General features: G+C 41.9%; 24 protein-coding genes. 6 read left to right on the plus strand and 18 right to left on the minus strand.

What is annotated here, in order from left to right; genetic code table 11:
- Positions 1–32 precede the first annotated feature (32 nt).
- The 9 genes from ytxJ to HOP45_RS13645 all read right to left on the minus strand — a co-directional run bounded on the left by ytxJ (position 33) and on the right by HOP45_RS13645 (position 9,750).
- Complete coding sequence (gene ytxJ / locus HOP45_RS13605; protein ID WP_181349906.1) at positions 33–365, minus strand: bacillithiol system redox-active protein YtxJ; 333 nt, start codon at positions 363–365, stop codon at positions 33–35.
- Between the two features lie 131 nt (positions 366–496).
- Positions 497–976 (minus strand): YtxH domain-containing protein, encoded by a 480-nt coding sequence (locus HOP45_RS13610; RefSeq protein WP_181349907.1) that lies wholly within the window; start codon positions 974–976, stop codon positions 497–499.
- Positions 977–993: 17 nt separating this feature from the next.
- Complete coding sequence (locus tag HOP45_RS13615) at positions 994–1,410, minus strand: DUF948 domain-containing protein (protein ID WP_181349909.1); 417 nt, start codon at positions 1,408–1,410, stop codon at positions 994–996.
- Positions 1,411–1,587: 177 nt separating this feature from the next.
- Positions 1,588–2,886, minus strand: a complete 1,299-nt coding sequence (gene murC, locus HOP45_RS13620) for a UDP-N-acetylmuramate--L-alanine ligase (protein ID WP_181349911.1) — start codon at positions 2,884–2,886, stop codon at positions 1,588–1,590.
- A gap of 285 nt (positions 2,887–3,171) precedes the next feature.
- A complete protein-coding gene (locus HOP45_RS13625; protein WP_181349913.1) occupies positions 3,172–4,281 on the minus strand; it encodes a nicotinate phosphoribosyltransferase in 1,110 nt (369 codons plus the stop codon).
- A 219-nt stretch (positions 4,282–4,500) separates the two neighbouring features.
- Positions 4,501–6,993 (minus strand): DNA translocase FtsK, encoded by a 2,493-nt coding sequence (locus HOP45_RS13630; RefSeq protein ID WP_181349915.1) that lies wholly within the window; start codon positions 6,991–6,993, stop codon positions 4,501–4,503.
- Positions 6,994–7,124: 131 nt separating this feature from the next.
- Entirely contained in the window at positions 7,125–7,730 is a 606-nt protein-coding gene (ytpR, locus tag HOP45_RS13635; protein WP_181349916.1) for a YtpR family tRNA-binding protein, read from the minus strand.
- Between the two features lie 2 nt (positions 7,731–7,732).
- The gene (locus HOP45_RS13640; RefSeq protein ID WP_181349918.1) at positions 7,733–8,551 is read right to left on the minus strand and encodes a DUF1444 domain-containing protein; all 819 of its coding nucleotides are present in this window, start codon (positions 8,549–8,551) and stop codon (positions 7,733–7,735) included.
- A gap of 182 nt (positions 8,552–8,733) precedes the next feature.
- On the minus strand, positions 8,734–9,750 hold the full coding sequence (locus tag HOP45_RS13645; RefSeq protein ID WP_181349920.1) for a PTS sugar transporter subunit IIC: 1,017 nt from the start codon (positions 9,748–9,750) through the stop codon (positions 8,734–8,736).
- A 240-nt stretch (positions 9,751–9,990) separates the two neighbouring features.
- On the opposite strand from HOP45_RS13645, the gene HOP45_RS21030 reads away from it, so the two are divergent.
- Positions 9,991–12,180, plus strand: a complete 2,190-nt coding sequence (locus HOP45_RS21030) for a methyl-accepting chemotaxis protein (protein WP_181349921.1) — start codon at positions 9,991–9,993, stop codon at positions 12,178–12,180.
- 273 nt (positions 12,181–12,453) lie between these two features.
- Here the strand turns inward: HOP45_RS21030 and HOP45_RS13655 are convergent, their stop codons facing one another.
- Positions 12,454–12,972 carry a hypothetical protein gene (locus HOP45_RS13655; protein WP_181349923.1) on the minus strand — a complete coding sequence of 173 codons (519 nt, stop codon included), beginning with the start codon at positions 12,970–12,972 and terminating at the stop codon, positions 12,454–12,456.
- Between the two features lie 167 nt (positions 12,973–13,139).
- On the opposite strand from HOP45_RS13655, the gene HOP45_RS13660 reads away from it, so the two are divergent.
- A complete protein-coding gene (locus HOP45_RS13660; protein WP_181349925.1) occupies positions 13,140–13,580 on the plus strand; it encodes a YtoQ family protein in 441 nt (146 codons plus the stop codon).
- Between the two features lie 236 nt (positions 13,581–13,816).
- Here the strand turns inward: HOP45_RS13660 and HOP45_RS13665 are convergent, their stop codons facing one another.
- Together HOP45_RS13665 and HOP45_RS13670 are read right to left on the minus strand one after the other, a co-directional pair.
- The gene (locus HOP45_RS13665) at positions 13,817–14,326 is read right to left on the minus strand and encodes a DUF84 family protein (RefSeq protein WP_181349926.1); all 510 of its coding nucleotides are present in this window, start codon (positions 14,324–14,326) and stop codon (positions 13,817–13,819) included.
- A 77-nt stretch (positions 14,327–14,403) separates the two neighbouring features.
- Positions 14,404–15,471, minus strand: coding sequence for a M42 family metallopeptidase (locus HOP45_RS13670; protein ID WP_181349970.1), 1,068 nt, complete (start codon positions 15,469–15,471; stop codon positions 14,404–14,406).
- Between the two features lie 145 nt (positions 15,472–15,616).
- Here HOP45_RS13670 and HOP45_RS13675 point away from each other — a divergent pair, with 145 nt between their 5' ends.
- Positions 15,617–15,931 carry a PepSY domain-containing protein gene (locus HOP45_RS13675; RefSeq protein ID WP_181349928.1) on the plus strand — a complete coding sequence of 105 codons (315 nt, stop codon included), beginning with the start codon at positions 15,617–15,619 and terminating at the stop codon, positions 15,929–15,931.
- A 48-nt stretch (positions 15,932–15,979) separates the two neighbouring features.
- On the opposite strand, the gene HOP45_RS13680 is transcribed toward HOP45_RS13675, so the two are convergent.
- A complete protein-coding gene (locus tag HOP45_RS13680; RefSeq protein WP_181349930.1) occupies positions 15,980–16,834 on the minus strand; it encodes a YtnP family quorum-quenching lactonase in 855 nt (284 codons plus the stop codon).
- 70 nt (positions 16,835–16,904) lie between these two features.
- Positions 16,905–17,549, minus strand: coding sequence for a tRNA (guanosine(46)-N7)-methyltransferase TrmB (gene trmB, locus HOP45_RS13685; protein ID WP_181349932.1), 645 nt, complete (start codon positions 17,547–17,549; stop codon positions 16,905–16,907).
- Between the two features lie 368 nt (positions 17,550–17,917).
- On the opposite strand from trmB, the gene HOP45_RS13690 reads away from it, so the two are divergent.
- Entirely contained in the window at positions 17,918–18,076 is a 159-nt protein-coding gene (locus HOP45_RS13690) for a hypothetical protein (protein WP_181349934.1), read from the plus strand.
- A gap of 35 nt (positions 18,077–18,111) precedes the next feature.
- On the opposite strand, the gene HOP45_RS13695 is transcribed toward HOP45_RS13690, so the two are convergent.
- Positions 18,112–18,927, minus strand: a complete 816-nt coding sequence (locus tag HOP45_RS13695; RefSeq protein ID WP_181349972.1) for a phosphotransferase family protein — start codon at positions 18,925–18,927, stop codon at positions 18,112–18,114.
- Between the two features lie 161 nt (positions 18,928–19,088).
- Positions 19,089–20,018 carry a diacylglycerol/lipid kinase family protein gene (locus HOP45_RS13700; protein ID WP_181349944.1) on the minus strand — a complete coding sequence of 310 codons (930 nt, stop codon included), beginning with the start codon at positions 20,016–20,018 and terminating at the stop codon, positions 19,089–19,091.
- 110 nt (positions 20,019–20,128) lie between these two features.
- Between HOP45_RS13700 and HOP45_RS13705 the strand changes: the two genes are divergently transcribed.
- Entirely contained in the window at positions 20,129–20,845 is a 717-nt protein-coding gene (locus tag HOP45_RS13705; protein WP_255437649.1) for an EAL domain-containing protein, read from the plus strand.
- 32 nt (positions 20,846–20,877) lie between these two features.
- Positions 20,878–21,141, plus strand: coding sequence for an EAL domain-containing protein (locus tag HOP45_RS20755; protein WP_370458028.1), 264 nt, complete (start codon positions 20,878–20,880; stop codon positions 21,139–21,141).
- On the opposite strand, the gene HOP45_RS13710 is transcribed toward HOP45_RS20755, so the two are convergent.
- Together HOP45_RS13710 and thpR are read right to left on the minus strand one after the other, a co-directional pair.
- Entirely contained in the window at positions 21,134–22,057 is a 924-nt protein-coding gene (locus HOP45_RS13710) for an NERD domain-containing protein (protein ID WP_181349946.1), read from the minus strand. The genes HOP45_RS20755 and HOP45_RS13710 overlap by 8 nt on opposite strands.
- Positions 22,058–22,067: 10 nt before the next feature.
- Positions 22,068–22,631: an RNA 2',3'-cyclic phosphodiesterase gene (gene thpR / locus HOP45_RS13715; RefSeq protein WP_181349948.1), complete on the minus strand. Its 564-nt coding sequence runs from the start codon at positions 22,629–22,631 to the stop codon at positions 22,068–22,070.
- Positions 22,632–22,641 lie beyond the last annotated feature (10 nt).

The following is a 22,641-nucleotide window of genomic DNA, read 5'->3' on the forward strand; positions in this document are numbered from 1 at the left end:
GTAGAGCAACCATCAGCAATGTTTTAACATAATTATCGGAAAGACTTCTCAGCTTTTTCAAGCGCATCATGCGTGATGCCTCCGTGTGAATCATGCCAACGGACCGAGCCATTCTCAAATAATAAAGCTTGCGGCGACTCATGCTTTACATTTTGATCAGTGGCTATATGGTTCGATAACGCTCGTGAATCTTGCACGTGAAGTATAAAACTGGGTAAATGAGTACGCTCTGTATAGTTCTCAAATTCTTTTTTGGCCGAAGCACTGATCGGACACGTCAAACTATGCTTCAAAAGCCAAAATGCTCCTTCATTTTTTTGAGCTTGTTGAAAATCTTCAATCGAGCTGAGTCTGCGTTCTGTCACATGATCATCTCCTTATCATCCTTTAGCTGAGTTCCTTATCACACACATCGTGTTATGAGACTTTAAGACCCTTCTATAAATGAGCTCTTAAAAAGGCGGACTCTTAAGTCAGTCCGCCTTTTGTTCGTCTGTTACACATTTGATGAGGTTGTGGAATCTTGCTGTTTTTCTAACTCCTGAGCTGCTTCTTCAATCGCTTCTGCTACTTCTTGTGCAGCTCTTTCAGCTTCTTCTTCGTCGTCATTTCCTCGGAAATTTTTCACTTTATCTTGTAAATTTTTTGTGGAATCCTTCACTTTACTACCTAAGTCCTGGGACTTTTCTGATACAGTTTTGGACAAGTGAGAAGTGGACTCAGCCGCACGGTGTTTCCATTCGCCGCCTTTTTCATAAGCGGTGTCTTTCCATTCACCTGCACGTTCTTTTACGTAGCCAGATCCTTCATTAATATCGTGTCTTAGTTCTCTTCCGGATTTAGGAGCAAACAATAACGCTGTAACAGCGCCGACCAAACCACCGATCAATGAGCCAATGACAAAGTCTCTTCCACTCCCATTTCCTTCATTTTGTTGATTGTGCTGCTTTTGTTGTTGCTTTTGATTTTCACTCATATTCATTTCCTCCTTATTTATTTACCTTGTTCCTTTTTGGCTTTCTTATATAAATTAATAGCCACTTGTCCCCATTTCATCGCTTGTGCCGCACTGTCACCATTTTTTTCAGCTGAAGATGTGAGATTTCTTGATACAGAGCGGATGGATTGATTGAAGTCTTGTACAGAGTCTCCTATGCCTTTAACCCCATCAACCAGCGTGTTCAGCTTCTGTGATTTTTCACCCACGTCCTCTGCTAATTTATTTGTTTTATTTAACAGTGCAGTTGTTTCTAATGTAATACCTTCCATTTGTTTTTCAACGCCTTCTAATGTATCCGCTACGTTGTTCATGGTTCTTCTGACAGCCATCAATGTTCTAGCTAAGAATATCACCAGAACAGCGAATGCAACCGCAGCGATTAAGGCGGCTACGTACAGTAGTTCAATCATCCCCCTGTTCACTCCTTCAACTATGTATTCACTTCTGATTTAATGTTTACCCGCCTTAACGTCAGGATAAACGTTCTATCTCTATAATTTAAAGTTTCGCTAAGAACCTCGTTTATACCTTTTTTTTAGAAAAAAAATCTAGCCCCCCCAGTCCAGGACAAAGGGAGCTGAAATTTTTTACGTCAGCGTATGCATCTCATACGCTTCCTGAAACTTCTGAATATCTCCTGCCCCCATAAACAACAAAACGCTATCGTCAAACTGCTGGAGCCTTTCTGTCTGGTCAAGATCGAGTATCACAGAGTCCGGAATCAGGTCCTGTAAGTGTTGAATCGATAAATCAGCTTCATTTTCCCGTGCTGAACCGAAAATATCACAAAGAAAAATATAATCAGCCTCTTTTAGACTTTCCGCGAATTCATTCAAGAACGTTTTTGTTCGCGTATACGTGTGAGGTTGGAAAATGGCCACAACTGAACGATCAGCATATTTTTTCCGGGCAGAATCAATCGTTGCTGTTATTTCAATCGGATGATGCGCGTAATCATCCACTAATACTTGATTACCTACGTTTTTCTCGGTGAACCTTCTTTTCACACCCTTAAACGAATTGATCACTTTTATTTCTTCTGCAGACATCCCTTCATAATGGCACAACGTGATGACACTTAGGGCATTTAAAATATTATGGTTGCCGAAAGTCGGGATTGTGAACGTGTCGTAATAAGAATTGCGCACAAATACATCAAACGTCGTGCCATCCTCGGTCTCTTCTACATGTTGGGCTTGAAAATCATTTGTATCGTTAAACCCATAGTACAGCACAGGGACGTTACCCTGGATATGCTGTAAATGCTCGTCATCACCACAAGCGATAATGCCTTTGTTGACTTGTTTTGCCATTTCTTGAAAAGCTTGAAAGACATCGTCAATACTGGTGAAATAATCAGGATGATCAAAATCAATATTCGTCATTATGGCATAATCCGGATAATACGCGAGAAAATGACGTCTGTACTCACACGCTTCAAACGCAAAATATTTGGCATGTTCGTGTCCTTTACCCGTTCCGTCACCAATCAAATAAGATGTGGGATAATTTTCGGATAGAACGTGAGACAATAGCCCCGTGGTCGATGTTTTCCCATGTGCTCCTGTTACCGCCACGCTCGTATATTTTCCTAACCATTCACCAAGAAACTCATGATACCTATAATAGGGCAGACCTAATTTTTTTGCAGCTACAATTTCCTCATGATCATCCCCGAAGGCATTTCCGGCGATGACGGTCAAACCCGGTTCAATATTATGTTTAGAAAAAGGTCGAATATCTATATGTTTTGCTTCAAGCGTATCTTGGGTAAAAAAACGTTTATCAACATCTGATCCTTGTACGTGTTCCCCGGAATCATGCAGTATCTGAGCAAGCGCGCTCATTCCAGTTCCTTTAATACCTATAAAGTGGAAAATTGTCATAAACAAGAACCTCCAAAATGAAGTGAATCACTATAATGTAATATATGTACGTGTAAATAAATTGCCATTTTTGTACGGTTTGCTTCTGGGGCCAGTCTAATTAGTGTACCCAAAGGTTTGAATAGGATGAATCTAAATCCCAGATATCAAATTATTTTACCACGAATTATACAGGATAAAAAGCGGTAAACCTTTCCGATAAAGGCGAATGTCTCGATTTACTAAAAAATGAATAAAAAGCGCTACTAAAGAGTTCTTTAGCAGCGCTTAAGTCCAACCAAATCATCAGCCCTCACTAGGGTCGACTTTTTCTAATCGTGGGTTGGGGCGATATCTTCTTCCTTCTTTCGCTTCACCTTTTCCATTCAACAGCACATTATCACCCGTAAATCCAATGTTTATTTTTAACAGACTGCCGCCTACTCCATACATATCCACAGGCACTTTTCTTTCTTCGAATTCCCTGATGCGGTCTTCGGTAAAACCGCCGCTTGCGACAATCTTCACATGATGGTAGCCTTCTTCATCCAGTGCTCTACGCAAAGCGAAAATCAATTCCGCGTTTACCCCGCGCGGGTCGAATGTCCCCATTTTATGTTGATTGCGCAGAAAATATTTATCTACCAAGGTACGGGAGGTATCGACTCTTACCCCTTTCAATGTGTCACCGAACTCGTGAGCGACCCTCAGTGAATCTGTTATAACATCATTGTTATAGTCCACTAAAGCCATAAGTTCGTCTTCAGGGTATTGTTCATGGTACGCCTTTGTAGCAGCTACGACATCACCTTGGAACATTTGCAGCAAGGCGTGAGGCATCGTTCCCATTCCTTTTTTTCCCCACCACTCGTTCATCGCATGCGTGGCCTGAGCTGTTGAACCTCCAATAAAAGCAGCATAGCCATCACCCGCTTGTTGAGTGAAGTGATCATCACGGTCACCCATGAAGATGATCGGTTTTTGGCGTCCGGATACGCGCGCTGCTTTGACAACAGTGTAAACATTCGTTGCCACAGATGTCCGCCTGGCTAATATGCCATCAATAATGCCTTCAAGGTAACCGAAATATTGATAAGGTCCTGTAATCGTTAATACCGACTCGTATGGGCTTATTTTATCCCCGTCTTTTAGAGAATGAATCTCCAACTTCTCAGGGTGATCAGCAAAAGTATGTAAGATAGCAATCGCTTCATCTGTCCCGCACAACACAGCATGGTCTTTTTGAAAAAATTGCATGGTCACGATGTTATCCTGTAAGTATTCTTCCGCTATTCGTTTCGTTTTTAAAAAGTATACGGCTGAAAACCAACCTTCACCAACGCGTTCATCAAACTTAAAGGTGTCATTAGTCAATCGGCTGATTTCACCGTTTAATTTACGTTCAATTTCCTTCATGATTCTTCTCCTTAACGTGAGATAAAATCTTGGTTTTAATGATCATTCATCCTTTATGATATAAAAACTTATGAATGAACACAAGATATTTATCCATTATTTTGTGGTCACTCTCAGCAAAGAAGCGATCTGCACAAAGACATACCGCCATGCAATCGCCCGCCCCCTGAAAAGCAGAGGGCGGGCAGTTGCCGTATTTTTGACACCATCATTGGTGTGTCAATGCGTTTCAAATTTTGATTCATCGGGGTTCATGAACGCTTCCACTTGGCTTTGGGTCATCATAACATCTCTCGGCTTACTGCCTTTTTGCTCTGATATAATCCCGTATTCTTCCATTTTATCTATCAAGCGCGCTGCACGGTTGTAGCCGATCTTAAATCGACGTTGAAGCAAAGAAGCACTTGCTCCTCGCTGATTGACGACAAATGATACAGCCTCTTCAAACAGTGCATCCGTTTCTTCTTCTGAGGCAACCTGTTGAATCAGTTCGCTCTGTTCAAATAGGTAATTAGGCGGTGCAGTCTTTTTCACATGTTGGGTCACACGTTCAATTTCTTCTTCAGAAACAAACGCACCTTGAATCCTAACAGATTTACCTGAACCATTCTCAGAAAATAGCATATCACCTTTGCCCAGTAATTTCTCGGCTCCGCTCGTATCCAATATGGTACGTGAATCAACTTGGGAGGACACACTGAATGCAATCCGGGTGGGCACATTTGCTTTTATCAGACCAGTGATGACATCCACAGAAGGGCGTTGGGTGGCCACAAGCAAATGCATGCCGCATGCCCTTGCTTTTTGTGCGATACGGCAGATGGCGTCTTCGACATCTTGAGGCGAAACCATCATTAAATCTGCCAATTCATCAATGACAATCACTAAATATGGAAGTTTCTCTGCGTGTCTTTGCTGCTGAACCATTTTATGATTAAATCTTTCCACGTCACGCACGCCTTCTGCGACAAATTTCTCGTAGCGCTCTTCCATCTCTTTCACAGCCCATTTCAGAGCGCTGGTAGCTGCTTTTACATCGGTAATCACCGGCGATACTAAATGAGGCAATTCATTGTATGGCGCTAACTCTACCATTTTAGGATCAATCAGTAAAAACTTCACTTCTTCGTAGTGCGCCTTATACAGCAAACTGATCAATATCGTATTAATACAGACGCTTTTGCCTGAACCCGTGGCACCTGCAATCAGACCATGAGGCATCTTCTGCAGATTTGTTACCACAGGTTCCCCGCCGATATCCAATCCAAGTGCTACAGAGAGAGCTGACGTGCTCTGTTCAAAAGATGGAGACTCGAAAATTTCTTGCAGCCCAACCTTTTGAGCTTCCGGATTTGGTATTTCAATACCGATCGCCTGCTTCCCGGGGATGGGGGCTTCTATTCTGATATCACTCGCAGCCATGCTCAGCTTAATGTCATCCGATAAATTCGTAATTTTACTTACTTTCACGCCAGGGTCCGGCTGGACTTCAAACCGCGTAACAGATGGCCCCTTCATAGCATTGACTACTTTTGCTTTTACATTAAAATGCTTAAGTGTTGTCTCTAGCAACTGCATTTGTTCGTTCATCCACGTATCGTCTTCTTCTGAACGACGTTCGACATCATCTAAGAGATAGAGTGGTGGCGTGGCGACGCTCTCAGGGTCAACCTTCCGCTCCGTCTCAGAATTAGTTGACGTTACCTTTTTTGTATCACGCCCCCGTTTATCGCGAGGGGTCATGATCACATTGAAAGGCACGCGTCTTTGCGATGAGCCTTGCTCGGAACGGCGAACGGTTCTGGTCGACGCCCTCGGTTCGGCCGTGACCTCTGATTCTTTTTCCTGGGACGCTTCACTGGCTTCTCTATCTTCGCGGACTGGCATCGAATCTGTCTCGTCTCTCAGCTCTTCATTGTCGGAACGCCCGTCTTGAAGCTCTTTACGCTTTTGCTCCATCTCTTCATTTTCCAACACGAGATCGGCCGATTGCTCTTCCTTCTCCTCCTCGTCTTCACTCTTATCGGTTTGTGTAATATCTGCTACAGTAAAAATACCGGCAAATTCTTCCTGTTCGGCTTCTGTGGTTTCAATGCTATCTTCATCTTTTTTATCAACTTTATGAGGCGCAACTTCTTCTGACTCAGTATCACTTTCTTGAAGAGAAGCAGCCGCCTCACTTTCTGTTTGACGGGATGCATCTTTCAAGCCGCTTCTGATCAAATCTTGCGGATAATTCCAAGAATCAGGCGAATACGTTTCAAGCTCAGTCTGCTTTAAATCTTCGCGAACTTGGAACCCGTAAATAGGAGAAGGTACTTCAGTAGGGGTGAATGGGTTAGCATGATGATTGTCTTTGACTTCGATTTTGTTCGTCTTGTTCGATTCTTTATAATACGGCCGAGCTGTATTTTTTTCAGCCTCGGCCTTCCGTTCCGGTTGATGCTGCTCAGTCGAGTGAACATTTGCATGGTAATCATGCTTGGCTGGTTTAGAAGAAGGCTCTGGTTGTACCCTTTGATGTGTTTTATGTTTTTTCTCATCAGGAATAACCGGAAACCGGAAGGCACCGGATTTCGGATATTTATAGGTCATTTTCGTCTCTCCCCCAGGTTGACGGGAAGACTCAGCAGCATTAGATGACGTCGAATCACCGGATTCATGATCACTATCAAATAATTGTTTGAGTTTATATTTTAATTGATCCCACATAGTATTCACTCTTTCTCAGTCAAAGTTAGTTATATGACTATTTTAACAGGTTTTCCCTAGGAAGTGTCGGGTGATTTATCTACAAAAAACTCCAGCACATAAAATAGTACTGGAGCCTGATAACCTTTTATTCATATTTCAAAAGGCATCCCGATTTCATAGCTGTCATCGAGGACCAATATACCCTTCTCTTGAGGAGCATCTGGAAGTTGCAGTTCTTTTGCAGAGCAGATCATGCCATATGAATCGATACCGCGAAGTTGAGTAGCTTTTATTTTCATACCACTCGGCATAACTGCCCCGACTTTTGCCACGACCACTTTTTGATCAGGCGCGATATTAGGAGCGCCGCACACGATTTGAACGTGTTCTTCTCCTAGATTCACGCTGCATACGCTCAAATGATCAGCATTTTCATGCGATTCGACCGATTCGACATAGCCGACGACAAACTTCGGTGACAGGTCGATCTCAAGGTGATCATCGAGCTGATTCTTAGTGAAAATAGATTGGATGTGGTTGAGTAAATCTTCATCAAGGGTCCGTCTACCGTGTTCAGTAAATACGTGGTAGTGTGAAAAATTGAATATGTTATACCCCAGAAGATTTCCATTTTGAGTATCCGTTATTTTCACAACATCTCCATACGTTTCTTCTTTAATAAGGTTCCGTTCTCCTTGTTCCATTGGAAAGATAAGGACGTCACCTACACCTTTAGGGTTATAATAAACATACATCGCTATTCCCCTTCCCCATTTCGTTTTGGTTTCTTTTGAGCCAATATAAAAATAGGTTCCAATTGCTTATCGTCATACAGGAAGGACAAGGATGTAACCGGAACGCGTCCTTCAGCAAAGAACTTCATCGCCATCTGGGCCAAAATGTCATAGCCTTCAGAGTTTTGCACATCCGCAAAGATCAAAACATCCTGGTGGGGAATGCTTATTGCAAGCTCGCCCTTCACTTGCGCCTTCATCTCTTCAAGAAGCGCTTCATTTAAAACGCGACTTGCATCATAACCGTCTTGGGCAGCAAGAAAATAGAAGTCATTTCCATACACTTCATCCTGTTTCATTTCTGTACTTAGTGAGCGTACGTTGAAGGTTGCTACTTCTTTCATTCTCTCAATGGTCCAACCTTCACGTGTCAACATATCATAATCGATCAATTGATAGGTCTTGCCTAAATCGAGTGCATAATATATACGCGTTTCGGCAGTATGCTCAGAATAGATCAACTGTTTGCCAGTCTCGGTCTCTGTAGGAAAGGATGCAGCTCGAATCACGGGAAAAATGTATTGTTCTTTTCCTTCTAGTTCATTGACCTGATTCATGACATACAGCGCTTCCTTAACGTGTTCCTCTAGCTCATCAAGCGCTTTTTCCCCTCGTACTTCCCATTTGGAAATAACATTGGGGAGCGTAATTGTAATACCTTCGCCTGACTCTTTCCATTCGATGCGAAAAGTGTCTTTATCGCGATTATAAATCGTTTGCCAGTCCGCTTCCTGCAAACGTTCTTCTAGTTTACGTTTCATTTTTATACTCGTCATTTTCATCGTTCTTCCTCCTTTCAATAGGGAAGAAATTCACATTTAATATTTTAGCATACATACACGTCCTGTCACGCATTCAGCACACATTTATCTTGTCATGAAATGCCAGCAAAAAAAGCTATGCGTAAATGCACAGCTTTTGCTCGATTGGACAAGCGTCACCTAAACTCAATCTTATCATAAACTTAATCATATTCAATCTTCATATCTCCTGGTGAGATCCAGCCTTTTTTCATGAACCAGACCCCAAGGATATAACTGATTATAGCTGGAGCCACAATGTGCAAAATCAATACAGCCCACACAATACTCCAAGAGAATCCCATCGATTCAAATGTCATAATCTGCCCGACAAATCCACTCGTTCCCATACCAGCTCCTGATGCATTATTTTCTAAAGTTAACCAGACAGTAGCAATCGGTGCTAAAATTGCGCCGGTAATGGTCGGGGGTAAAATAAGAATCGGTTTTTTGATAACGTTTGCTACTTGAAGCATAGAAGTCCCGATGCCTTGAGCTAACCATCCCCCTATCCCGTTGTCACGATAACTAATGGTTGCAAATCCGATCATTTGGGCGGCACAACCAACTGTAGCAGCACCTGCAGCTATGCCTTCTAAGGACAGCATAAGAGCGATCGCCAGACTTGATATAGGAGCGGTTAACGCCCATCCCATTAAAACAGCCACAATGATACCCATGATAAAGGGCTGCTGCAGTGTCGCCCAATTAATGATACTTCCAAATCCAGTCATGAATGCATCGATGGGGGGACCGATGAAACTTGCCGCCGTAAAACCGATAACAATGGTTAAGAAGGGGGTCAAGATAATATCAACACGTGTTTCTTTGCTGATCATCTTCCCGAATTCGGTTGCAATCAATGCAGAGACGTAACTACCCGCCGGCCCCCCTAATTCAGCACCAAAAGCCCCGCTTAATAGAGCTGAAAAAATCACCAGAGGGGGAGCTTTTAAGCCATATGCAATCGCGACCCCGATTGCTCCTCCCCACATTCTGGAATCCATAGCCAACTCGCCCATTTCTACTAACGGGGTCAGTCCCACCTGGTCGCCAAGGGTTTTCATAATTAAACCAATAATTAATGAGGAAAATAGTCCTAAAGCCATATAGCTTAATGCCGTAATGACATAAGCATGCCAGGATAGTAGAATGCCCTTTCTATCTAAAAAGCGTTTCATACTCTCTCTCCTTTCAATAACCGTCTATTATCTTACACAATTCCACGCATTGTGTAAATACACGTGTAAATATATGAAGCTATTGGCCGATATTAACACTAGATCAATATTATTAGTTTTAAGATTAATTGTGTTGTTTTTATGAATAATTAGATCTATAATAACGTAGTATAAGACTTTTAATTTTTCAGAAGTCGATGTCCTTACATAAGCTTTGTAATTTCTAGAGGAGGGAACGACGTGAAAACCATCCGCAGCAGAATACGGCTGATTCTGGTATTATCATTAATCAGCTTGATCGTACTTATCGCTTTTTCAGCCTACTTTTTTAACCAGCAGAGTAATATGGCTGATAAAAGCAGACATGTTCAAGGTGCTTTGACAGCCAGTGAGGAAATAAAGTATTTAATGAAAGACACCGGGGAAAAGCAGGAAGCATTTTTCTACAATCCTGGTGAAGATAATGCCAAAGCGATGGAAACATCCATTAACAGAGTCAAGACGACTGCACAAGAACACGCAGAAACCTATCAGGGGTATCCGGAAATTGCGGAACGCTTTTCAGCTATACATAATAGTGCCATCAAGTATGAAGAAGAAATGGTGCCTTTAATCAACATGTTTGAAGTGGTAGGTTTTTCAGAAACGGAAGGTCTGCACCAATTTATCAATCAATCATATAACGACTTTGAAACGATTATTAATGAAAGTGATCGACCGGATTTAATGAATGCCGTCCTTAACATGAAGGTGCTTGAACAAGCCTTTATAAACAATCCAAATGAAGAAAATCTTGATAAGTTCACAGCGGGGGCTGACAGCTTTAAAGAGACTATCGACATTCAAGAACTGCCGTCAAATCAAGAGAGTGAATTAGAACGTGGTTTGTTGAAATATGAACAAACCATCAATTCCATCAATGATACAATGACGCAGGCTAATACAATCCGTTCGTCTTTTGAAGATATATCAAGTGAAATGGCAAACCAGATGAATGACGTCGTCGTTACCGCTGAAAATATCAATACTCAACTAGTGGATGATCAGGCACAAGCTAAAACTATGATGATGTTACTCCTGGCTATTATTGGTGCAGTCGCTATTCTCATCACCTTCATAACAGGATTCATCCTCATACGCTCAATCAACCGATCTATTAACTCATTAAAATCAAGTGCTGAAATTATTGGGGATGGCGATTTATCACACCGTGTTAAAGTAGATTCTCACGATGAGATGGCTGAACTGGGTGAATATTTCAATCATATGGCTGGTCGAATGGAACAATCGTTGCATCATGTGCGGAAAGCGGCGGGGGTTTTAGGTGAATCCTCCAATCACTTAGCCACAGTTTCCGATCAGACGACCCAGCAAGCTCAAGAAGTAAATGAAGCCATCAACCAAGTAGCTATCGGCTCTCAAGATCAAGCCCAGAAAATAGATGAGAGCAATCAATTGATCCAAAATGTTACAAAAGCCATTGGATACACGAACGAAGCATCTGAGGAAATCAGTGAGCGAATAAAGTCGGCAAAAGCGGACGGTGTTTCCGGGATGCAGACAGTAGAAGAACTCGAAACTACTTCACGTTCTTTCATAGACCTTGCTTCACATTTATCGAATGAAGTCCAATCAGCCAATGAGCAATCCGAGCAAGTAAAAAAAATAGTCACAACCATTGAAGAAATAGCTGACAGCACTAACTTACTCGCTTTAAATGCTGCTATTGAATCGGCACGAGCCGGTGAAGCAGGCAAAGGGTTTGCTGTCGTAGCTGATGAAGTCCGCAAGCTTGCTGAACGTTCTAAAAATGAAGCGCGCGATATTCAATCACTTGTTCATACCATGTCGACCCAAATGCAAGAGCTTTCACGTGAAGCTCAGCACTTTGAAACATACCAATCGTCTCAGGATGAAGCGGTGAACCAGACGAAACAAGCTTTTGAGAGAATTTCTGAGCATGTTATGGATATGAACCAGCAAATCAAACACGTCCAAGCCTCTGTTCAAGATGTCGAACATGTAAATGAAGATGTTAAATTAAAACTTCAAGATATCAGTGTCATTTCTGAACAAGCAGTTGCTACAGCGGAGGAGGTGGCAGCTTCTAGTGAACACCAACTCGATTCGATGGCAAACGTCAACCATTCCGCTGAAGACCTGCAAGGACTGTCACAGGAATTGGAAGCAGAAGTAAGTCAGTTTGTCATAGGAAACGAAGAAGCGGAAGCCTCTGTCTATCCCGCAGCATTCACACATGAATCAGAAGATCATGAAGCTGAACCTGGTGAAGATGAAACCATCGAGAATGAAATGAGTGAAATAGAAGAAGGTAACCACTCAGCAAACGATGAGGTCGCCGCCAGCGCGGAAAACTTAGAGGAAGACGAGGACCATAACAATGATGGTCATACACGATTAACCTCGTAAATGATTTCCTTTAGCCAACTGCCACAACCAACCTCCATCTGGGACAAAGCTGAATAAAACACAAAAATGCCGAACAAAATGTTCGGCATTTTTGTGTTTTAAGTAAGGCGTTCAGTGACCGCTCCGTCAAGACACATCTCTTTCCACGAGGACGGCATCAGCTCGAAAAGCAAAGAACGCTATTCTACGGGATCTTCGGCTCGTGCTGTTCCCATAGGAGGGAGTCTGTGTGTTTTGACTACGCTCATGATATACGTTACTCGGTGGCATTTGTCATGACGCAAATGCAAGGGAATTGACGATTTCCATCATTTTCTCCGCATCTTCTGGGAGTTGAGCTTTTTTTGTAAAAGTAGTCATTTTCGTACCGCCAATCCCTACCTGTAATTCATACCTTTCTTCTTCATTCATCGGTAACACTCTTACATACCCGAAGCGTCCTTCAGTTTCAAAGGATTCTAAGAGCAACGCTTCGTTTTGAGCAGAAGCAGCCGTCTTATAATTTAATCGACTAGACTGCTCTTCCATCGCATTATAGAAAAGAATGAAGTTTTGGTCTTCCTCTTCGCTCAATACGATGTTGTTCTCTGATTCATCTTCTACAGCCATCGTTTCGGGCACATACATGCCAAATGAATCAGATTTATAATTCGGTTCAATTGCTTCACGCTTAAAAGTCTTCTCAGAATTCTCTTCCGCTTTTTCTAACGCATCTTCTTCAGACATGAACCAATTACAGCCTGAAAGAATGAACCCTACCAAAAATATAAGTAATCCTGACTTCTTAAGCATCTGAAATAGATCCTCCTGTAACTTACTTTATATCACCATCATACAACGGATTTGCATGATTACAAGTTACATTCATGTTACTAAAGTGCCATATTTTCTAGAACGGGCTTCGTTTATCGTAGCGAGATGAAGGGAAGGTCTACACTAAACAAAAAGGAGGTATGCACATGCGATTAACCGTTTATTTGGCAGGACAAATTCATGATGACTGGAGAGAGCAGTTGAAGGGGAAAGCTCATGAACAGCAGCTGCCTCTCGATTTTGTCAGCCCCCAAGTTAATCATGACCGCTCCGATCAAATCGGTGAAGATATTCTAGGTGAACAGCCCAATCACCTGCTGCGTGATGATGCAGCTTCGAGCATCAATAATTTCCGGACACACGTCTTGATGCAAAAATCTGATATTGTCATAGCTTTATTCGGGGAAAAATATAAACAATGGAATACCGCCATGGACGCAAGCACTGCGCTCCAATTAGATAAGCCGACGATTATCATTCGTCCTGAAACCCTGATTCATCCTTTAAAAGAGTTATCAAACAAAGCAAACATAACCGTTACGTCGATTGACCAGGCCATTGCAGCACTTGCATATATATATGAATGAAGCTGAGCATAAAAATCACATCATCTTCTAAGGTTAGATGAATAAGTGATGGAACCAGATACGCTCTGAGCCTTTATAGCTCAGAGCGTATTTCTAGATTAAAGTTATTGTGTTCAACCTATTCAGTTTGTACACATGCTGGTTAATCATCACAGCTCGTCTGTTATCCCACATCTTATTGGTTTTTAAAGACTATCGACACGCTATGTTCCACACTATACTCTCTTCATGTGAACTCACCTATTTTGATCATAATCCCATTGACCTTTCAACAGTTTAACCACATGCTCAAACATGTCCGTTCGACTGACTAGCCCAACGGTAAATACACCGACTGCTCCTTCATTTTTGCTCACTTCTTGTTTCCCGACGAATTCATCGATCAGGTCCCCAAGTTCACGTCCTTTTTCCAGACCCGATTGAATACTTTCAGGAAGAGGAATTCTTGCTCCACTGGCCGTATAGACGTTTTCATGCTGGTCGACTAACGCTCCCCAGTTACATAAAAATATCTCTCCGCCTAATTCCATTACGCCTCCTTCAAGTCCGATGCCCAGTGCTGTTTTTTTGAAGTTCACACATTCTCTGGCACGGTTAATGGCTCCTTCAAGTGTCTCTTCGTCAGAATATGGTTGAGCAGATACTTTGGATTCCACTTCAATTCCTTCGACAACATCATGTTCTGAAAAAACACGATTTACCGATTCTATTTTCGCTGGATTTTTTGTGCCGATATATATCTTCATAGTAAGATTCACCTTTCCATAACGATCCGTTACGTAGTCATTCTTTGGACATCATAGCATATGAAGTCAAGCTGTGCTTATACATTGGAATGAATCTGCTCAAGAGCGTTGGAATCCGTGCTTTTCACAACTTTGAGAAGTAGTTCCTTGGCTGCCTCATAATCATCTACATGAATGATGGAAGACGACGTATGAATGTACCTTGAACATACCCCTATGACAGCTGATGGTACACCTTCATTTGCAATATGGACACGTCCGGCATCAGTCCCGCCCTGGGATACAAAATACTGATAAGGAATATCTTCAGATTCAGCGGTATCCAGGATAAAATCCCGAATGCCACGATGGGGGACCATCGATCTATCAAATATGCGGAGTAATGCGCCTTTTCCAAGTTGACCGAACTCGTCATCTTTCCCTTCCATGTCATTGGCAGGAGAAGCATCGAGCGCATAAAATATATCAGGTTGAATCATATTAGCTGCTACTTGGGCTCCACGCAAACCAACTTCTTCCTGGACGGTGGCGCCTGAAAAAAGTTGGTTGGGAAGGCTGTAACCTTCTAATTCTTTTAATAGTTCAATAGAGAGACCGCATCCGTACCGATTATCCCATGCTTTAGCCATAACCTTCTTATCATTCGCCATAGGTGTATAAGGACAAACCGGTACGATTTGCTGGCCTGGTTTAACCCCTATCGCTTCGGCATCTTCCTTATCATCTGCCCCTATATCTATTAACATATCGTCTATTTCCATCGGCTTTTTTCGTTGTTCAGGAGTTAAATTATGCGGAGGTGTTGAGCCGATCACCCCCACTACTGAACCTGTTTCCGTCACAATTTGAACACGCTGAGCAAGTAAAACCTGGCTCCACCAACCTCCAAGAGGCTGAAACCTTACCATGCCATTTTTAGTGATGTGGGTCACCATAAAACCAACTTCATCCATATGGCCGGCCACCATGACTCTAGGTCCTTCGCCATGTCTAACACCGAATACGCCACCGAGACGGTCCTGAATAATGTCATCGGAGTATTTCGTCAACTCTTCTTTCATAAATTGTTTAATTTGCGTTTCGTTACCAGGTGCTCCCGGCAATTCAGTCAATGTCTTGAATAAATGGTGTGTTTCTCGATTCACTGTCATACTCCCCTTCCTTTTCTCTATTACGTATTTTACCGAAATTTTCAAATTTGCGCTACATATCCAACGTTTATATTTCCATTATAGGGGAAACTTTAGTATAGTAAGGATTATAGAATATTTATTTGAGGTGAGCTAATCTATGAACTGGAAGAAAGTCGCAATCGCAGCAGGAGCGGGAGCTCTTGCAGGATACGTAGTAAAAGAACAAGTTATAAACAATCGTGGGGTCACCCCTGAAAAAGCTTTGAAAATCGCAAAGGAAGCCTTTAAAAAACAAGGGCCTATCAGCGGTTCTTGGATTTACATGAAACCAGAAGAACTTAATAAAAACGGCATGAACTATGAAGTCTACCGTGGTGGAGTGTCTAAAAATCAAGATGGAGAAACGTCTCAATACGAATTCTTTATCGACACCCAAACAGGTACCATTGTTGATGTATCAGAAACTGCATAATGACATGAATGCCCGCAACCGAACGCGAAACGTCCGGTTGCGGGTTCTTTATTTATAATTGTAGCGATGCCTTTTTATCTCATCTTCCCACTTACCCTCGTGATTAAATTGTACAGCCCGGTAATGGGCATCATGATAAAAAGTAAACCATGCCTTTTTCTGATAACCGTGGCTCATCCACTTTTCTTTCTCATGTACGGAAGTCACGGGATAATCATCATAGGCCAGGACCCACAATACATTTTGATGCGCATGGGTTGGCATGATATCAGCCATATGTATGAAGGAGGCATCACCATCTTCGAATATAACGAGGGCATGACCATCACTATGACCTCCGGTATGTACCATTTTCAAACCCGGAAGTATTTCAATCTCCTGTTCAAACGTATGCACAAGGTGTTGAACCGGCTTCCAGTTATCAGGCCAATACGTATTCTGGGAGCGGATGTTAGGGTCTTTCATTTCCTGCCACTCAACCTCAGTCGTGTAAATAACCGCATTAGGGAACATTGGAATGAGCGAATCGTCTGCAAATTTTGAAATTCCACAAGCATGGTCAAAATGAAGGTGCGTCATTAATAGGTAATCGATGTCTTCGCACGTTAACCCCAGTTGAGATAACGAATGCTCTATTTCAGATTGTTCTAGCACGCCAAAATTGCGTCGCTGTTTCTCTGTGAGCTTATCATTTCCTATGCCGGAATCGATGAGCAGACGTTTCCCATCCAATTCGACTAAGATTGGGTCCGTCCTTAATTCAATTTGATTTTTCTCGTTGACAGGATATTTTTTACTCCACAACGGTTTAGGTACAACCCCGAACATAGCCCCACCGTCTAAATGGTTGACACCACCGTTCAGCCATGTCAGTTTGGCTCTTCCCACTTGCAAAGATTCCATAATCTTTTCCTCCTACCATACAGTAACTGCATACAGTCTATCATATACAATCCACTGATTGTAAGCGATATCACTTTGAAAAACTTGCCCGGCAGCGATAGATGGGTTGGCCTTTTTGGGAGAATTTCTCTTCGTATTCAGTTGGCACATTCGTTTCATCACCGGTTTCATGCAAATCCAAGTTAACTTCCTGCAATGTCATACCGAACTTCGAAAAACTGACGAGTGAATATTCAAAGAACGTTAGGTTATCCGTTTTTAACGTAATTTCTCCTTCATCCTTTAAAATATGCTGGTACTGCTCAAGAAAAGTGGGGTACGTTAACCTCCGCTTTTCATGTCTATTTTTTGGCCACGGGTCTGAGAAATTCAAATAAATATGATCAATTTCATTCTCAACAAATAAGTCTCTAAGATCTTCTGCATCAACATAAGCAAGTCTTGTGTTAGTGGTTTCTTTCGCTTTCACCTTTTTCAAAGCACCGACGATTACGCTTTTGACGCGCTCGATCCCGACGAAATTCACCTCACTATGTTGTTCGCCCATCCCAGCGATGAACTGACCTTTCCCCGTCCCGACTTCTAAATGCAATGGACGTTCTTGTTGGTCAAATAGCTGCTTCCAACACCCCTTTTGTTCAAAAGGCTCCTGAATTAGAATGTGATTATTGTCTTTCATATATTGGTCTGCCCAAGGTTTATGCCGTAATCGCATGACGTTCCCTCCTTATCTTCTAAGCTCTGCTAAATTTCTGTTGTTGATGTTTCATATCATCCCGTTTATCTGGAAGACTCAGATAATGCTTTTATGAGCAATTAGCAACACTTTTTATCAGAGTCATCTCGTAAAACCTTACCATGATTCTATTTATAATAAAAGTTACTGGCAATTTTGAAGTATATCGAAGCATACCTATGAATATCCCGCTATATGATCTTGTGTATAAGCTAGATGAATTGTGTGGATATGTACGGATACTAACTCCTTCATATGGAAGGTTTAAAGGGTTGGGTTGTAAGCGCTTCCTGCTATATGATATTAAGCATGTGATTAATAAATAAATCGGGAGTGAACAAGACGTTATGAAATTTTTGACAGGACTATTTGAAATGTCGGTATTAGCTATATTTTCAGTCCTCTTTGCTGGCTATGCTTTATTGATATATCCAATTGAAAAAATCAGCGAGAAAACAAACCCTGAAGTAAAAAAAATGCAGCTTAAATATTCACCACAAAGTTAAAAAACGTTGGCTGATATCTAATCAGCCAACGTTTTTTATTCTTCATTAATAAACTGCAACAAATGATGGTCATCCATCATTTGTTTAAGTCGATATGTTCGAGCTTCAGCCTCCTGATAATCTTCGCGCATCTTATGCCACTGTAAAAATGCAAGAGATTGAGCTACAGCATACCAGCTCATCCGACTAAAGAAGTTATCTTCACCTTCTATACTATAACGGCTCAGCCAATCTTCCCATTCCTCTTTCGGGATGTACCAATGGAGCAACATGCCGATGTCCATCGCTGGATCGGCCACAAGAGCGTTGTCCCAATCAATGAGATACAATTGGTTATCCGCAGAAAGCAACCAATTATTATGATTAATATCACAATGGCAGACTACCTGCTTATGGTACTGCACATAAGGGAGTTGTTTCTCAAGATACCGAATAGCTTGGCGCACCTCTATTCGAGAATCGATTTGTTTAGTAGCACGTTCATTTTCTTTTATATCAGCTAACATTTCTTCAGGGGTGAGCGGTTTTTTTCCAATTCTCATTAACATATCAAGTAACTCAGACGAATGGTGAATTTTACTTAATAACTTCGCTACACGCTGATGTTTCATTTCTTCTGGAGTCAGTTCCCTGCCTTCCAGCCACTCCTGGGCTGTGATAACATCGCCATTTTCCAGCCTTTTGGTCCAGACAAGTTTTGGTACAATACCCTCTGCTGAGAGGACAGCCAAAAATGGAGAAGAATTACGCTTTAAGAATAAATGCTTGCCATTATTCTGGGCGTAATAAGCTTCTCCAGTCGATCCGCCAGCAGGTGTAATTGTCCATTCCTTCCCTAATATATGTTCCAACCCATTCACCTTCAATTCCTCAAATCTTCAATTGATTACCGTGCTTATAGAAGTAATATCAGTATATCGTATTTTCGTCAATTTTTGCAGGACGTTTTCGCTTTTTCCTAGATCTTTGATTACATTAACTTATGACAAGGAAAATTTTCAAGCTGCATCGCTCACGCTTTCCACACCTGACGGCTTTGATTGCTTTTTATAACCGTACAGCTTGAGCTTTGCCAACTTTGACCATCTATTTGGAAGCTGACCGCTTTATCACTCTGTATTTTCACCTCTGAAGCTTGATAAACATCCACTTCTTTAAAATATGTATGTTTTCCAATAAACACACTTAAAAACATAAGCAGCAGCTTAACCTTTGGCATGTGTCGAACAACAATAACAGATAAATGACGATCGGTCAGTTTTGCCTGAGGCGCTATTTTCATACCATTTCCAAAGAAAGAGTGATTGGTAACCGTTACCAAGGTGACCCCCTGATATGAAAGTGCCGTTCCATCTATCTTCAAATCTAACTGCAAACTTTTGAAATGACGCAATACCTTTAGAAATGCGATAACATATAAAAGCGGACTCAAATTAAGTCGGTGAAGCCACTTTCGTATATTCGATTGATTCACCACACGTACCACTTCCCCGTCCAACCCTGTTCCGATGCTGTTCGCAAATTGAATGCCGGAACCTTTAGTACGATTCTGATTGATGACGAGTCCTGGAAGCATGGAGATGGACGCGTGATGACGAAGCAGCTGCTTGAATAAGGCAACACCCTTTTTTTTCTGTTGTAGTCCTCTTGCAAAATCATTGCCGGAACCTGCAGGAATAAATGCTAGTGGAATTGCAGGATGTCCCGTTAAACCATTCAATACCTCTTGGAATGTTCCATCTCCTCCTACAACAATGACAGCTTTGAGCGAAGCATGATGAATACCTGCTACTTGTTCAGCTATTTTTTTCGCATGACCTTCAGATGTCGTTATGAACGATCGACAATTTTTGGACTTGTATTCTGGCTCTTTCAAAATGCGATCAAACAGCCTTTTAGCTCGTCCATGTCCTGCCATCGGATTAACAATGATAATATACATATGTCATTTCTCCTAAAATTCTGATACAAATCGTCAACAATCTGATTTAATACTAGTTATTCAGAACTAAATCTATTATACTATTAAATAAATAAAGGAGGTAGACTTTTATGTCATGCCAATTCTGCGCAACCCCAGTCACGATTCCAGAACGAGGGACGATCGTCTTTCATCACCTACACGTGAACGAATGGAACCATCCATTTCCTCTTATACTGAGCGAACGAACAGATGATTCATTTGCGTACTCCTTTCATTCACATCAGCAATTATACCATGCTCTTGAGTCAATCTCCTCGGTACGGTCAGATCAGCAATGGGTTGATATTTTAAATGGAGATCAGACCCAATCCATATCAATTATGATTCAACACCTTTATGAAAGACTCCATGAACCTATGCTGACAGACGTTCTTCAACAGGGTAGGTTTTCATCCCACCTGCAGCCGATTGTCCATATGGAGCAAGAGGCTATTTTCGGGTATGAAGCGTTGCTCCGATCCGAAGACCATGGTATAAACCCTGGCTTTTTATTTTCACACGCCCACCGTGCCGGTCTTCATTCATATCTTGATCAACAAGCTAGACGGACAGCCGTAAAGACGAAATCAGAGTTACTTTATCAAGGGGAAAAAATATTCATCAATTTTCTTCCCTCTACTATATATGTACCGGAATTCTGCTTGCGTCATACGTTTGACGTTATCGAAAATTATCAAATTGCACCTGAAGATCTGGTTTTTGAAGTCGTGGAAACTGAAAAAATCGCTGATGTAAGGCATCTGAAAAACATTTTTAATGTCTATAAACAAGCTGAATCAAGGTAGCTTTAGATGACTTAGGAACAGGATTCAGTACAATCGATGTTCTTACAGAGCTTCAACCTGATTATGTAAAAATCGACCGCTCCCACATATCGAACTGCTGCTATGACACCAGCAAGCAAGCTTTTATTCAAGCGGTTATGAAGCGCGCTAAGTCCTTAGGTATTTACGTATTAGCTGAAGGTATAGAAACCAAGGACGAATGGGATTTGCTGCAAGATATAGGGGTCGATTTCGGGCAAGGGTATTATCTCGGAAAACCAGCTCCTCAACCACAAAGAGAACTTTTCGTTACGTGATATCGCCTTCACGATCCCATTCAGGTCGGTTGACTGCTGTACGTTGTGTATACATAAGCAGAACTTCTCCCACCTTTAATTGGTTATGTTTTAAAGGCGAAGATAATTTCCGTTTTTCACGGAACCACTCATTGTAACGTTCCTTTCCAATGTAATGGGTGTTATAAGGTGGCTGTGATTCAACGATCGGAACATCAGGAGCCAATACAATTTTTTGAAACGGGAACGTCATCTCATGCTTCGACAAAACACTTCTAACAAAGGTCTCAGAGCGATTCAAAGCATACATGGGGCTTAATATCTTATTTTGGCCCCCATCTTCTGTTTCAATGAGCCAGCTATGGTCTTCACTGGGAATGAGAGAACGGGTACCAGGCGGAGGGTCAATGACGTGAATAATGTCAATGCCTATTGGGGTTATAATCATTATTTCAGCTTCCATTGGTGCCTGCTTCATTCTGACAATGGGGTGATACATGACGAGAAATGTGTCCGGAAACCGCTGTAAGAAATATTGTAAACGCGACTCATGGTAAAACGAAGGATCAAAAAACGATTTTCTTTTTAAAGTAGTAGAGGCCCATTTGAGTTGAAACGACAACATATCATCAAGAAAATATTGCTTTAATTCCTCTTCTGTTTTTGGCAATGCCGATGTAGGGCGGGGTGCTTCATCAGTGTCATCCTGTCCATCGCCTTTTTTTCTGAATACGCGTTTCCATAATGAAGGCGAAGCTTCTTCCTCCTCAGCCCCAGAGTCGATTTCCTCCGCTTCTGCTTCAAGTGTGCCATTTTCCCACTTTTCCTTTAGTTTAGCCCAATTAGACTTTTTCAGGCGAATAAATTGACCAGGATATCTGAACATATCCGTTTCATATCGAGAAATGTAGTCTTGTAATTTAATGAGTTGTGCCATAAATCTCCTCCTAGGATAAAGGAATACAGTGCACGCTTTCGTACTTTGGCTGATTACGGGGATGAATACGATAGATTTCTATATAACTGACATCAAATGTGAATGGACGGATCAGTTTTTGATTCCATCGGGCTAACGCTTGTTCATCGAGCTGTCTTTGTGCTCCCCATTTCTTGCCCAGCGTAATGTGAGACAGATACTCTCGCTGCTCGCGTTCAAATCCTAATGCCTCTCCCTGCTCTTCAATCCGTCTTTTTAGTTGACTCAGCTCGTGTGATGGAGCTGCCTTCACATATAATACACGTGGACAAGAAAACGCACCAAAGCCTTCAAGCCCTTCTGTACCCTGAACAAAAGATCCAACTAATTCCGCTGCTAACAACCGATGATAGTAGGCATCTATTATATCCGCATGGCATGGCCCTAAAAACTTCAATGTAATATGCAAATCCTGGGGATGCGTCCATTGTTTATAAAAGAATTCGTCTGACAATTGCAACTGCCACTCCTTGAAGATTGTTTGAAGCTTTTCCGGAAGCTTGATGCCGATAAAATAATGCGGCAGAGAACTCATGTTCCGCTCA

This window comes from Thalassobacillus sp. CUG 92003 (assembly GCF_013618635.1).
Lineage (GTDB): Bacteria > Bacillota > Bacilli > Bacillales > Halobacillaceae > CUG-92003.